Source organism: Microvirga massiliensis (assembly GCF_001006805.1).
GTDB classification, from domain to species: domain Bacteria; phylum Pseudomonadota; class Alphaproteobacteria; order Rhizobiales; family Beijerinckiaceae; genus Microvirga; species Microvirga massiliensis.
This window is the reverse complement of sequence record NZ_LN811367.1, coordinates 102,390-116,012: the sequence shown is the minus strand read 5'-3', so window position 1 is coordinate 116,012 and position 13,623 is coordinate 102,390. Positions and strand designations below refer to the sequence as shown.

The window sequence follows — 13,623 nt, the reverse complement described above, 5'->3', positions numbered from 1 at the left end:
TGCGCTCCATGGGGTGACGGGAAAGATGACAGGGTACGTGATCAGAATGCCTGGAGCTGTTCGGATGCGGCGCCGAAACGGCGCTGATGCCCACCGACCTGGCCTCGGTCCTCCTCGCCGGCGCGGACGGGTCCGAATCTCATGGCGGTGGGGCGGCACGCACGGGGACATGCGTCCGCCACGGCGGCTTACGCGATAGCCGTTCGGGGCGAGGGAGGATCAGGGCTCCGGGGCGGCCGTCCCTCCTGCGTCGTCGCTCCGGAGGCACGCAGCGACTGAATGAGGCCCGTGATCATCCGTGTCCCGACCTCAATGATCGAGAAGGATTTTCCGTTCCGCAGCCATTCCTGCAGGAGACCCGTGAAGGTGCACTGAAGGGCTTTGACGGCAAGAGGGGGGCTCCAGTCCCGAGACAGCGAGCCGTTCCGCTCCGCCATTTCCATGAGCTGCAGAAGATTCTTGTACATGGCTCGATTGGCATCCGTGATGCGGACGAGGATGTCCGCCATCTCGCCGACGTCCTCGCAGCGATGGGACAGGATCGTGTAGATTCGCTGCCGCCGCGTGTCCTTGGCCAGCACAGCGAGTGCCGAGAGTGCAGTCTCCTCAATGAGACTCAGCGGATCCTCGTGCCCATGCACGAGCGCTTGCTCGATGAGGAGTTCCTCCTGCGGAAGCCGGACACGCTCCTGGAGCGCCTTGAAGATCTCGGCCTTGTCCTTGAAATGCCAGTAGACAGCGCCCCGGGTCACGCCCGCCCTCACGGCGATCTGTTCCAGGGTCGACCGGCTGACGCCGTTTTCGAAGAAGACGGCCTCGGCTGCATCGATCACCGCCTCTCGTGTCTTTGCCGCGTCTGCCTTGGTCCTTCGCATGGATCACCGCCTCGTGACCGGCCTCGTGCCGGCCGGCGCGATCAACATGTATATGCGGTGGACACTTTACAAGCAAACATGAACGTATATATGTTGCTCCGCACCATGCTAGGCTTGCCGGGTTGGGAGACCGCCAGTATCCGGCGGAGCTTGCCTCAGCGGAGCCGTGCCGGGCGCGACCACGCCCCTCAGCCCGCCCCTATCGGACGACTATCCTCGATGCGCATTGTTATCCCGACACAGCTCGCTGCCGCGCTCGCTTTTTGCTCGCTCCTCGCAGCGTGCACCGAATCGAAGAGTTCCGCCCAGACGGCGCCGACTCCTCCGCCGACGGCCGTGAGCGTCGTCGAAGTGGCGCCGGAGGCGATTCCGATCCTGAACGAGCTGCCGGGGAGAATCGCGCCGACGCGTATCGCGGAGGTCCGCCCGCGCGTTTCCGGGATCGTCGTGGAACGCGTGTTCACGCAGGGCAGCCGGGTCGAGCAAGGCGAGGTGCTCTATCGGATCGACCCGGCGCCGTTCCGGGTCCAGGTCGAGAGCGCAGAGGCCACCCTGCAGAGGGCGAAAGCCGTCCAGCTTCAGGCGCGGCAGCATGCGGACCGGCAGAAGGAGCTGGGCGAGCGCAACATCGCGAGTGCCCAGCAACTCGACAATGCCGTCGCACAGCTCGCGCAGGCGAATGCGGACGTGGCCGCTGCCGAGGCGGGTCTCGCAGCAGCCAGGCTCAATCTCGAATATGCCGAGGTCAAGGCGCCGATCACCGGCCGCATCGGCCGGGCCCTGATCACCGAAGGTGCGCTCGTCGCCGCGAACAGCACCCAGAATCTCGCCACGATCCAGCAGCTCGATCCGGTCTATGCGGATTTCACGCAATCCGCCAACGAGTTGATGAGGCTCCGCCGCCTCCTCGAAGCGGGTGCCTTGACGAGCCCGACTCCTGGCGAGGCCCGCGTGCTGCTTCGCTTCGATGACGGAAGCGAATATCCGCATCCGGGTCGGCTTCTGTTCTCAGAAGCCGCCGTGGACGAGACCACGGGGCAGGTGACGTTGCGCGGAGAGTTCCCCAATCCGAAGGGGGACCTCCTGCCCGGGATGTATGTTCGCGTGCTACTCGAACAGGGTGTGCAGAAAGACGCCATCGCGGTTCCGCAACAAGCGGTCCAACGCGACACCAGCGGACGCGCTCAGGTCTTCGTCGTGAAGAGCGACAACACGACGGAGCTCAGGACCGTCCGCCTCGGGCGCGCCGTCGGCGAGCGGTGGGTGGTCGAGGACGGTCTGGCGGGCGGTGACCGCGTGATCGTCGAGGGCCTCCAGAAGATCCGGCCGGGCGCCGTCGTGGCACCGTCGAACTGGAAGGCGTCCGCGAAAGGTGAGGCACCGGGCCAGGCCCGGGCCGAGTCGAACGGCAAGACGACCGTCGAGTAAGGATTTCGCCCGATGCCTCAGTTCTTCATCGACCGACCCGTCTTCGCATGGGTCGTTGCGATCTTCATCATGCTGGCGGGCGTCATCGCCATTCCGTTTCTGCCCGTCGCGCAATACCCGAACGTCGCCCCGCCACAGATCTCGATCACCACGAATTATCCGGGCGCCGCACCGGAAGAGATCTACCAGAGCGTCACGCGCCCCATCGAGGAAGAGCTGAACGGCGTCGAGGGGCTGCTCTATTTCGAGTCGACTTCGGATTCCTCGGGCCGGGTAAACATCACGGCAAGCTTCGCGCCCGGCACCGATTCCAACGATGCCTCGGTCGAGGTCCAGAACAGCATTCGCCGCGTCGAGCCGCGCCTGCCCAGGATCGTGACCCAGCAGGGCCTGCAGGTCCAGAAGGCCGGATCCAGCTTTCTCATGGTGGTGGCGATCACCTCGACGGATGGCTCGACCGACGTTGTCGGCCTCGGGGATTATCTGAGCCGCAACGTGCTCGGCGAGATTCGCCGCATCGACGGCGTCGGCAGCGCGCAGCTCTTCGCGACTCAGCGCGCGATGCGCATTTGGGTCGATCCCGACAAGATGGTCGGGCTCAAGCTGACCGCGAGCGACATCACCAACGCAATCCAGGCGCAGAACGCCCAAGTCGCAGCCGGACGAATCGGTGCCCAGCCCAACCCGATCACGCAGCAGATTTCAGCGACCGTGCTGGTCAAGGGCCAGTTGTCATCGCCGGAAGAGTTCGGGGCAATCGTGCTGCGCGCCAATCCGGACGGTTCATCCGTGCGGCTGCGGGATGTCGCCCGCGTCGAAGTCGGCGCGGAGAGTTATAACTTTTCGACGCGCATGGACGGGCAGCCCAGCGCGGCCATTGGCGTTCAACTGTCCTCCACCGGCAACGCCATGGCGACGTCCCAGGCGGTGCGGGCGAAAATGGCGGAACTCGAGCGGTTCTTCCCGGCTGGCATCGAATACGCGATTCCCTACGACACCAGCCCCTTCGTCGAGGTCTCGATCAAGAAGGTGATCCACACGCTTATCGAGGCCGTGGCGCTGGTCTTCGTGGTCATGTTCCTGTTCCTGCAGAACTTCCGCTACACGGTGATCCCCACGCTCGTGGTGCCGGTCGCGCTGCTGGGCACATGCGCCGTGATGATGGCGACCGGATTCTCGATCAACGTGCTCACCATGTTCGCGATGGTGCTGGCGATCGGCATCCTCGTCGACGACGCCATCGTGGTGGTCGAGAACGTCGAGCGCATCATGGCCGAGGAAGGGTTGCCCCCGAAGGAGGCCACCCGCAAGGCGATGAAGCAGATCACTGGGGCAATCATCGGCATCACCCTGGTCCTGACGGCCGTCTTCGTGCCCATGGCGTTCTTCCCCGGTGCGGTCGGCGTGATCTACAAGCAGTTCAGTCTGACCATGGTGGTCTCGATCCTGTTCTCGGGATTCCTCGCGCTGTCCCTGACGCCGGCCCTTTGCGCGAGCTTCCTGAAGCCGATCCCGCAGGGACACCACGAGAAGAAGGGCTTCTTCGGCTGGTTCAACCGGAGCTTCGACCGGACGTCGCGCGGCTACGCATCGACTGTCGGCTGGTTCGTGCGCCGGTCGGGGCGCTTCATGACCATCTATCTGGCGCTTCTGGTCGGCCTCGGCTGGGCCTTTCTCCAGCTGCCGTCGTCCTTCCTGCCGAACGAGGATCAAGGCTTCATCATCGTCGACATGCAGACGCCGCCGGAATCGAGCGCCAACCGTACGAGCGACGTGATCCGGCAGGTTGAAAACATCTTCCGGGGCGAAGAGGCCGTCGGCCGCATGGTCATGATCAACGGCTTCAGCTTCTCCGGCACCGGGCAGAATGCAGGCCTCGCCTTCATCACGCTCAAGGACTGGAGCGAGCGCGACGCGCAGAACTCCGCCGCCGCGATCGCGCAGCGTGCGAATGGCGCTCTCTTCCAGATCAAGGATGCGATCGCCTTCGCGCTCTCGCCACCGCCCATTCAAGGTCTCGGCACATCCAGCGGCTTCACGTTCCGCCTCCAGGACAGGGCGGGCCAGGGGCAGGCGGCGTTAGCGGCCGCCCGCGACCAGCTCCTGGCAGCGGCCGCGAAGAGCGGGATCGTGACCGGGCTGCGCGTCGAGGGGATGCGGGATGCGGCCCAGGTCAGCCTGCTCATCGATCGCGAGAAGGCGAACACATTCGGGGTCACTTTCGCGGACATCAATTCGACGATTTCGGCCAATCTCGGTTCGGCCTATGTGAACGACTTTCCGAATGCCGGACGCATGCAGCGTGTCACCGTGCAGGCCGATGCCGAGCGGCGCATGCAGACGGACGATCTCCTGAAGCTGAACGTCCGGAACGTGCACGGCGGAATGGTCCCCCTGTCGGCCCTGGCGAGCGTGGAGTGGCAGAAGGGGCCGGCGCAGGTCGTCGGATATAACGGCTATCCATCGGTCCGCATCAGCGGCCAGGCGGCGCCGGGCTACTCGTCGGGCGCCGCGATCCAGGAGATGGAGCGCCTCGCGGCCGAGCTGCCGCCTGGCTTCGGCTATGAATGGACCGGCCAATCCCTGCAGGAGATCCAGTCGGGTTCGCAGGCGCCGTTCCTCGTCGGGCTGAGCATCGTCTTCGTGTTCCTCCTGCTCGCGGCGCTCTACGAGAGCTGGTCAATTCCGCTCTCGGTGATGCTCGTCGTACCGCTGGGGATCATCGGCTCGGTGCTTGCCGTCATGCTCCGCGACATGCCGAACGACGTCTACTTCAAGGTCGGCCTGATCGCGATCATCGGCCTGTCGGCGAAGAACGCGATCCTGATCATCGAATTCGCGAAGGACCTCAGGGCGGAAGGAAAATCCTTGCTCGACGCGACGATCGAGGCGGCCCGTCTCCGTTTCCGGCCGATCATCATGACGTCGCTCGCCTTCACCCTCGGTGTCGTGCCGCTGGCGATCGCGAAAGGCGCCAGCGCCGCCAGCCAGAACGCGATCGGCACCGGCGTCATGGGCGGCATGATCTCCGCGACTGTCCTCGCGGTCTTCTTCGTGCCGGTCTTCTTCGTTTCCGTGATGAAGCTGTTCGGACGGCGGAGGACCGGTGTGGACAGCGGGGAGGCTGCTGCGCGTTCCGTTCCGATGGCGGCCGAGTGATGATCCCTTCAAGGTGAGCTAATTCGGCGATGCGAGGCACACCGCGTACCCGTCTGGAGTTGGAGCCTTTGTTGCAGAGCATCCCAGTGCACTGTCGCGGAACATTGCTTCGCTCCACTCGAAATGAGCGCAGTGAGTCCGGCGTTCATTCTCTTTCCGGCAGTGGTCATTCCATTCTCATGCCCTCACCGTTATTGCGTCGCCTGCGGCTCGAAAGAAAGTGGACCCGCATTAGGCTGGATAACTTTGCTTAAGGGGCAGCGGCCAGGAGGCGACATGGACCCGTTTGTTCCAGCTATCGAAGATCTCGCTGAAGCCATCCTCTCGGATGAGGAAATTGACCGAGCGCTGCAGGAGATTGCCGAGGATCATGGCTTGGCCGTTCAGGCCTTGCGGAACCGGGCCGTCCGGGCTCTTGGGCCTTTGGAGGACTACAAGACGCGCCATGCCGAACAGAAGAGAGAGGCGCAGAGAGCAGCGATGCGCCGGGATCCTGTCCTAGCCGGGGCATCCTTTGTCGCGGCGGTCTCGAACTTGAGCCCAAAGCTCACGGAAGAGCAACGGAAGGTCGAAATCCGACGGCTTGCGGAGGACTATGGCGTTGATCCAGCCGCCCATCAGGATGCGATCAATCGACTCCGACGGCGCTAGCCGGTCGGGCTCGGAAAATGGAATTTTCTCTCGATGCGATTTCCAAGCATTGAGAGCGTGAGCAGGAAAACAGGCTCGCGGCCAGACGAGGCATTCGATGTTTGAGGGATCGGCTTGACCCAGGCGCTGGTCAGTAAAAGGTCAGGGCCAGGCCAAACCGCTTTCGTGTCCGCACGCCGTCGAGCTACCCGCAACCCATTCCCTGCGTCGAAGGCGAAACTCGACCACAACGTCGGGCGTCAACAGCAGCGCTTTGCTGCGCTTCGGCGGCTGACAGCTCCAGGTGCGACATCGGCTTGTAGTCAGTGGCGAACCTGCTGATTCGCCACACCCGCGCGGCCTTGCATTCAGGCGGCCTTGCATTCAGATTGTCACCAACTCATATGCATGCTCATATTATGCTGCGTTGGTAATAAGCTTAGCCTATGAGCGCCCTGGAACGAAACCTTGGCTTTCTGTTGCACGACGTGGCGCGTCTTATGCGCAAGCGTTTCGAACAGAGTGCTCGCCAATCCGGTCTGGGCCTCACCCGCTCGCAGTGGCAGGTCCTGGCACACTTGGCCAAACACGAAGGAATCCAACAAGGAGCTTTGGCCGATCTCCTCGAGATTGAGCCGATCACCCTCGTGCGCATCCTGGATAAATTGCAGGAACTCGATCTGGTCGAGCGCCGCCCGCATGCCACCGACCGGCGGATCTGGCTCCTATATCTGAAGCCGTCCGCGGGCCCTGTTCTCGACACGATGTGGACCATCGGAGATCGAACCAGGGCCGAAGCCCTGGAACATGTGTCCAGCAAGGATCGGGACCATCTGATGCAGGCACTGTTCACCATGCGTGAAAATCTGCTCGCGGCTTGCAGCCGGGCGAATGAAGACTGAGAGGCCCACCATGGCTGATCCTCGTCGCAAACAGCACGACGCCATCTCTGACCAGCTGGTGGATGACAAGATCACCAAGCTTCGTGAAGACCCGCCCGGTCCAATCCGTGAAGAGCCCGCTCAGGCCCGCAACTCCGAGGGCAAGGAAGCACAGCGCGCCGCCACCTCGTCGCAGGAATCCAAGCCACGCTCGAAGCGATTGCGCCGGATCCTGCTGCTCCTTGGTCCGCTTCTCATGGTGGTCGGTGGCCTCTACTTCTATCTGTCGAGCGGGCGCTACGTTTCGACCGACAATGTCTATGTGCGGGCCGACAAGCTCAACGTCGCCACCGATGTCTCCGGTATCGTAGCCGAAATCGCGGTGACCGAGAACTAGAAGGTCACCAGGGACCAGGTTCTGTTTCGCCTCGACGAGGAGCCCTATCGCATCGCACTTGCCGGGGCGGAGGCCCAGCTCCGCACCGCCGGCAATGAGATTGCGACCCTGCAGGCCACCTATCGGCAGAGTCTCGCCCAGATCGAGCAGGCCAAGACCGATGTCGCCTTCTACCAGACATCCTTCGAACGGCAGCAGGATCTAAGCCGGCGGGGGGTATCCTCCCAGGCGGCGCTGGATCAGGCCAAGCGTGATCTCGACGCGGCCCAGGAGCGCATGAACGCGGCCAGGCAGCAGGCCGAGGCTGCCCTTGCGCAGCTTGGCGGCCGCGCGGATGCCGAACTCCAGGCCTATGCCCGCGTTCAGCAGGCTCAGGCACAGGTCGACAAGGCCAAGCGCGATCTCGCCCATACCATTGTCAAGGCTCCCATGGCCGGCATCGTGACCAATGTCAGCGCGCTGCAGGTGGGGCAGTATTTGCCTGCCGCACAGGCTGCCTTCAGCCTGGTCGGAACCGATCATGTCTGGGTCGAAGCCAATCCAAAGGAAACGGACCTCACCTATTTGGTGCCGGGTGATCCAGCGATCGTAACTGTCGATACCTATCCCAACCGGGAGTGGTCCGCCAAAGTGGAGAGCCTCAGCCCGGCAACGGGCGCGGAGTTCTCCGTGCTGCCGCCACAGAATGCATCCGGCAATTGGGTCAAGGTCGTACAGCGCATTCCGATCCGGCTCCAGGTGGATGTGCCCGCCGGGGCTCCGCCCCTGCGCTCGGGCATGAGCGCGAATGTCGAAATCGATACTGGCCATCAGCGCTCGCTGGCCGAGTTGATCGCAAGCCTCAGGCAAGTCGTAGGGCTCTGAGCCATGGCGGGTACGGCACCCGGGCAGAATCGGGGCATCATCACGGTCTGTGTGATGATGGCCACTATCATGCAGGCTCTCGACACGACGATCGCCAATGTGGCCTTGCCCTACATGCAAGGCAACCTGTCGGCAACGCAGGATCAGATCAACTGGGTTCTGACCTCCTACATCGTCGCGGCGGCCATCGCGACACCAGTGACCGGCTTCCTGGCGGCGCGCTTCGGGCGTCGGCGGCTCTTTCTCACTGCAGTCGCCGGATTCACCGGCGCTTCCGTTCTGTGCGGGATCGCAGGATCGCTCGAGCAGATGGTGCTCTTTCGTCTGCTTCAAGGGATCTTCGGCGCTCCTCTCGTGCCGATGTCCCAATCCGTTCTGCTCGACAGCTATCCCAAGGAACGGCATGGCTCGGCGATGGCCATGTGGGGCGTCGGTGTCATGGTCGGGCCGATCCTGGGTCCGACGCTCGGCGGGTGGCTGACGGAATCGTACAACTGGCGCTTCGTCTTCTATGTGAACTTGCCTGTCGGGATCCTTACCTTCCTGGGGCTGTCGGCCTTCCTGTCGGAGTCCAGGATTTCCAAGCTCCCATTCGACTGGTTTGGCTTTGCCACGATGAGCCTCTTCATCGGAGCGCTCCAGATGATGCTCGATCGCGGAGAGCAGATGGACTGGTTCTCCTCGATTGAAATCGTGCTCGAGGCGGCGCTTGCCGGGTTGTCGCTGTATCTGTTCCTCGTCCATACCGCCACGAGCGATCGGCCTTTCATCGATCCGAAGATGTTCAAGGACCGCAACTTCAGCATCGGTCTGTTCTTTATTTTCGTGGTCGGGATCATCCTGCTGGCGACTCTCGCCCTGCTGACTCCGTATCTTCAGAACCTGATGGGTTATCCCGTGATCACGGCCGGTATGGTGCTGGCTCCGCGCGGGATCGGAACGATGATCGCAATGATGATCGTCGGGCGTGTCATCGGCAGGGTCGACCCGCGAAGCCTAATCACTTTCGGGCTGCTGCTCACATCCTTCGCGCTCTACGAAATGGCGGGCTTCACGCCGGATGTAAGCCAGGGTGTCCTGGTTCGCACGGGGATCGTCCAGGGCTTCGGGCTCGGGTTCATTTTCGTGCCTCTGTCGACCATTACGTTTGCGACGCTGGCGCCGGAGTTCCGGACACAAGGAACGGCGTTGTTCAGCCTAGTGCGCAATATCGGTTCCAGCATCGGCATCTCTCTCGTGATCTTCCTGCTCGGTCACAATACTCAGGCGATGCATGCGGAACTTGTCGAGCACATCACTCCGTTCAATGACGCTCTTCAGACTGGAAGCGCCGGCAGGATATGGGATCTGACGACCGAAGCCGGTCGTGTCGCATTGAATGCCGAGATCACGCGGCAGGCGACGATCATCGCCTATAACGATGATTTCAAGCTCATGATGATCGTCGCGCTCGCGGCGTTGCCATTGGTCCTGCTGCTCCGTCGCGCCAAGGCGCAGGGCAACGCTGCCGAGGCCATTCTCGACTGATGGAGTAGATTATCATGATACGGGGAGCTATAAGTCGCCATCGGCCACGTGGAGGTCGACGCGGCTGATGGGCGGCATAATCTCCGCGACCGTCCTCGCAGTCTTCTTCGTCTTCGTGATGAGGCTGTTCGGACGGCGGAAGATTGGCGTGGACAGCAGGGAGGCTTCCGCACGTTCCGTTCCGATGGCGGCGTGAGGGTGCCTCGACCGGAGATTGTGTCTAGCGGATGTAATGCCATGCTAACAGGCTCCGCCCGCCAGCACACTGCCTCAGGGCAGATTGCTTCGTCTGCAGCTCGCAATGACGGCAGTGGGTCCGGCGCTGCTCCGTATTCGGCCGTGCACCTCGCGTCCTCACGCCCTCCTCGTCATTGCGAACGAAGTGAAGCAATCCAGATCACCGCTTCAGAATGGATTGCTGCGCCCGCGGCTCGCAAGGACGAAGTGAATTCTCCCAAACGCAGTGTAAAACTACCCTTACCGAAGCAGCAGGCGCTCAGCGTGGCAAGGGCGAGCGTGATGGTCCAGCCGATCCCGGTGCTGCCGCCAGTGATCCGGACGACCTTGCCATTGGAATCAAGAAGATTTCGAGTACAACCGCTTGCGGAAAGTCGGCGCGAGGATTCACCGACATCACCGGCTCTTCGTCATTGACTTTGACGAGTGACCGCGACGCGTCAGTAGTCTCGGCAGCGAGTTCAGAACGCCCAGGCCAGGAAGGCCAGCACGGCGAGGCCGATCACGGCTGTCACCGATCAACCCGGCAGCCGGACAGCGAGACGTTGAGGCGGCGCACTACCGTGCTGGGCCTTGAGGCATCCGGACAATGCGCGACAGCATGGTGCCTCGCCCGCAGTTCACGCCCAAAGAACCGCAAGAAAGAACTCATCCGGATCACACGAGCAGCACGAAATCCTGCTCCGTAATCGACGTTGCGTGGCCGATGCCGGTGAGCCGGATCGTTTGCCCCGGGTCATTGTCGATGGTGACCAGCGTATCCTTGCCGATATCGGCGATCGTCACCCGGTCCGTGAAATTACCAGCGGTAATCCCAAAGGCCGATATATCGAGGAAGTCCTGCCCGCGGACCGGGTTGGCATCGAAGTCCTTTATCACATCGTTGCCGAACCCCGGTGCAAAGACGAAGGTGTCGCTGCCCGCACCCCCAGTGAAGCGATCGTCACCCCCGAGGCCGATCAGCGTGTCGTTGCCGCCTCGGCCATTGATCCGGTCGGCCTCGGCACCGCCGGTCAGCGTGTTTACCAGGCCATTGCCGTTGGCTGTGAAGCGAGCGATACCCGCATAGTCACCGGCATAGGTTAGGTTCTCGACGTTATCACGGAGCGAATAGAACGCGCCGCCGACCACCCGGACCGTATCGTTTCCGCCGCCGCTCAGCTCGACGATTCTGTCGCAGGCTTGACCGACGACATAAGTATCGTCGCCCCTGCCGCCAATCATCCTGTCCGAACCGCCGCGCCCGTCGAGCAGATCGTTATCGTCGCCGCCCTCGAGCCGATTTCTTCCGTCATCACCAAACAGCGTGTCGGCGAACTTTGAGCCCACGACGTTCTCGACGCCGCTGGTCAAGTCACCCTGATAGCCTCCAAGCCCTCCCGCTCGATCCACCCGGATTGTGAGATCGACGGTTACGCCTTGCGAGGAGTCACTGTAATCGACCGTATCGCAACCGCTCCCCCCGTCGACGATGTTGCGGTCGTCACCAGGCATGAGCCAATCGTCGCCAGGGCCGCCGGACAGGAAGTCCTTGCCCAATCCACCCCGGATGCGGTCGCTGCCCGCTCCGCCGAGCATGTTGTCGTCGCCTGAATTGCCGTTGATGATGTCGTTGCCGCGCTCGCCATAGGCGAAGATGCCGAGGGGGCCGGCTCCGGCATTCAGCGTATCGTCGCCGTTACCACCGAACAGGGCATCGAGCCCGAGGCCGCCGTCTACAGTATCGTTTCCGTCCTCCCCATAGATCGTATCGTTGCCGGCTGTGCCGGTTATTGCATTGTCATGCTCGTTGCCGACCAGCACCAGAACTTTGTCGGCAGTGACAGGCAATGTGCTGAAGTCGTGGTTCCGCTCCCTATCGCCCAGGTCGATTCTCTGCGACACTGCGAACGCATCGTACTGCATGTGATCGAGGCCGGTATTTCGCATCACGATATCGGAGAAGTGCTGGGACTGGATATCGGCGATGAGCAGCGGCGCTTCCTTGAGCTGATTGAAATAATAGAAGCGGTCACCATCCTGCAGCCTGTCGAGCTGCTCTTGGAAGATCCAGGTGAAGGTGGAGCCCATCTGGCTCGCGCCGTACGGCTTCTCCGCGAGGCCGCCGACAAACAGCTCGACATCGTTGACGTGGATGTCGGCCTCACCATAGACGGCCTTGAACAGTGTCAGGAGCTCGGCCTGCTCGGCGGGCGTGCCGCGCAGGTTCGCTTCGAACTCCGCCCAGCTAGCATAAGGCGCGAGGCTGGGGACACGCTCGGGAACACGCGAGGTGTAGTCCGATGCCTGGCCATCCTGGGCGATGAGGCTGGTGTTGTCGCTGACATAGGATCGGAACTCATTGAGCGTCGCGAGGCCGAGTTCGCGGGCACGTTCGATATTGGCTGCGTAGAGGTCAAGCGGGATGCCGAGCAGCTCGCTGCGGATCACCTCGACGACCTGCTCGTCGATTCTCTCATGGGCGACATGGGTCTCGCCGTTGATGATGGCGGCAGCGCCGCCCACTCCGTGAGTGGAGGGATCGTTACCATCGAACATGGCCGGGTTCAGGAAGGCCGAGAGCAGAGGCACGTCCTGCGTATTGCCCGCACTGTCGGTGAACGGGATGGTCTCGCTGATCATGGAATGGCCGACGCGGTACATGGCGCCGGCGAACTCGTCCGAGATACCCGGATTGACGTCCGGATTGTAGCCGCTGAAGCCGTGCGACGAACCCGGGATGCCGCCGGACAGGGCCCCTGCGAACTCGACGAACACCGTGCGCTGGTACTCGGCCGTGGTGATGATCTTCGCAGCCTGAAAGACCTGTTCGTCGCTCCACTCCGGATGCAACGCCATGATCCGGTCGGCCTGGAAATTGTGCTCGCGGTGCCAGACCGTGTGGACGGCTGTCAGTGCGACGTTCTCGTCGGCCCGATGGTCACCGGCAATGTGATAGGAAAGCAAGCTTTCCAGACTGAATCCCGGATTGGGTGTAACGCCATCCTGCCCGACTGGAGAGGCCGTGGCGTCGTTCTTGTCGCCGAGCATGATCGTGTGGCTGACATCGCCTATATCGCCGAATGGAACGAATCCAGCCGATTTCGTGAGCTCTGTCCAGGCATCGAAGTTCGTCATCCTGCCGTCGGCCACGTCGGCGAGCAGTTGGCCAATCGCTGCCCGGGAGACGCCGTGATTGACGAGGATTCCTTCGTAATTCGGGAGATTGCCCCGGGTAATGCCATCAGGGCCGATGTCCGCGGCGCCGTCGAGGAGGCGGTGTGTCTTGACGATGTGATCAGGATCACCCTCGAAACCATTCTCATAGACGAGCTCTCCGGTTTTCGGATCACGCGCGCTCTCGCGCAGCAGATAGCTCATCTCCGGATCGGAGCCGTAGGTCTGGCTCTGGTCGACGAAGGGCGCTGTCTTGTTGAGGTGGGCGGTACCGGTGCCGTTGTTCGGCTCGGGAGAGCCATTCGCATCTAGTACGACGCTGCCGTCCGGCGAGGTGTCATAGCGGCCGGCGCGACTGCCGATCAGGAATTCGAATGGCTGGGGGTTGCTTTCGAGCTGCGCGAGAAGATTATCCGTCGGGTCCAGCTCGATAGGCGGGAGGCCCTGTGCCGCGCGGATTCCGTCGAGG

Annotated in this window: 9 protein-coding genes; 7 read left to right on the top strand and 2 right to left on the bottom strand. The window is 62.5% G+C overall.

Annotated elements, in window-relative coordinates; genetic code table 11:
• Window positions 1–188: 188 nt before the first annotated feature.
• A complete protein-coding gene (locus tag BN1233_RS37270) occupies window positions 189–875 on the bottom strand; it encodes a TetR family transcriptional regulator (RefSeq protein WP_063776699.1) in 687 nt (228 codons plus the stop codon).
• A gap of 219 nt (window positions 876–1,094) precedes the next feature.
• Between BN1233_RS37270 and BN1233_RS37265 the strand changes: the two genes are divergently transcribed.
• The 7 genes from BN1233_RS37265 to BN1233_RS37240 all read left to right on the top strand — a co-directional run bounded on the left by BN1233_RS37265 (window position 1,095) and on the right by BN1233_RS37240 (window position 9,761).
• Window positions 1,095–2,303 carry an efflux RND transporter periplasmic adaptor subunit gene (locus tag BN1233_RS37265; RefSeq protein ID WP_046868714.1) on the top strand — a complete coding sequence of 403 codons (1,209 nt, stop codon included), beginning with the start codon at window positions 1,095–1,097 and terminating at the stop codon, window positions 2,301–2,303.
• Between the two features lie 12 nt (window positions 2,304–2,315).
• Complete coding sequence (locus BN1233_RS37260) at window positions 2,316–5,462, top strand: efflux RND transporter permease subunit (RefSeq protein ID WP_046868713.1); 3,147 nt, start codon at window positions 2,316–2,318, stop codon at window positions 5,460–5,462.
• A gap of 276 nt (window positions 5,463–5,738) precedes the next feature.
• Complete coding sequence (locus BN1233_RS37255) at window positions 5,739–6,113, top strand: hypothetical protein (protein ID WP_046868712.1); 375 nt, start codon at window positions 5,739–5,741, stop codon at window positions 6,111–6,113.
• 425 nt (window positions 6,114–6,538) lie between these two features.
• Window positions 6,539–6,994, top strand: coding sequence for a MarR family winged helix-turn-helix transcriptional regulator (locus tag BN1233_RS37250; protein WP_046868711.1), 456 nt, complete (start codon window positions 6,539–6,541; stop codon window positions 6,992–6,994).
• Window positions 6,995–7,004: 10 nt separating this feature from the next.
• Window positions 7,005–7,370: a hypothetical protein gene (locus BN1233_RS49330; protein ID WP_052764100.1), complete on the top strand. Its 366-nt coding sequence runs from the start codon at window positions 7,005–7,007 to the stop codon at window positions 7,368–7,370.
• A 21-nt stretch (window positions 7,371–7,391) separates the two neighbouring features.
• Window positions 7,392–8,234: an HlyD family secretion protein gene (locus BN1233_RS49325; RefSeq protein WP_342341694.1), complete on the top strand. Its 843-nt coding sequence runs from the start codon at window positions 7,392–7,394 to the stop codon at window positions 8,232–8,234.
• A 3-nt stretch (window positions 8,235–8,237) separates the two neighbouring features.
• Entirely contained in the window at window positions 8,238–9,761 is a 1,524-nt protein-coding gene (locus BN1233_RS37240) for a DHA2 family efflux MFS transporter permease subunit (protein ID WP_046868710.1), read from the top strand.
• An 894-nt stretch (window positions 9,762–10,655) separates the two neighbouring features.
• On the opposite strand, the gene BN1233_RS46370 is transcribed toward BN1233_RS37240, so the two are convergent.
• Window positions 10,656–13,358 carry a peroxidase family protein gene (locus tag BN1233_RS46370; protein WP_046868709.1) on the bottom strand — a complete coding sequence of 901 codons (2,703 nt, stop codon included), beginning with the start codon at window positions 13,356–13,358 and terminating at the stop codon, window positions 10,656–10,658.
• Between the last annotated feature and the right edge of the window lie 265 nt (window positions 13,359–13,623).

Bases quoted from the DNA above. Each gene is read 5' to 3' on its own strand.
- BN1233_RS37270 (WP_063776699.1), bottom strand. From the start codon at position 875: ATGCGAAGGACCAAGGCAGACGCGGCAAAGACACGAGAGGCGGTGATC.
- BN1233_RS37265 (WP_046868714.1), top strand. From the start codon at position 1,095: ATGCGCATTGTTATCCCGACACAGCTCGCTGCCGCGCTCGCTTTTTGC.
- BN1233_RS37260 (WP_046868713.1), top strand. From the start codon at position 2,316: ATGCCTCAGTTCTTCATCGACCGACCCGTCTTCGCATGGGTCGTTGCG.
- BN1233_RS37255 (WP_046868712.1), top strand. From the start codon at position 5,739: ATGGACCCGTTTGTTCCAGCTATCGAAGATCTCGCTGAAGCCATCCTC.
- BN1233_RS37250 (WP_046868711.1), top strand. From the start codon at position 6,539: ATGAGCGCCCTGGAACGAAACCTTGGCTTTCTGTTGCACGACGTGGCG.
- BN1233_RS49330 (WP_052764100.1), top strand. From the start codon at position 7,005: ATGGCTGATCCTCGTCGCAAACAGCACGACGCCATCTCTGACCAGCTG.
- BN1233_RS37240 (WP_046868710.1), top strand. From the start codon at position 8,238: ATGGCGGGTACGGCACCCGGGCAGAATCGGGGCATCATCACGGTCTGT.
- BN1233_RS46370 (WP_046868709.1), bottom strand. From the start codon at position 13,358: ATGAGCTATCTGCTGCGCGAGAGCGCGCGTGATCCGAAAACCGGAGAG.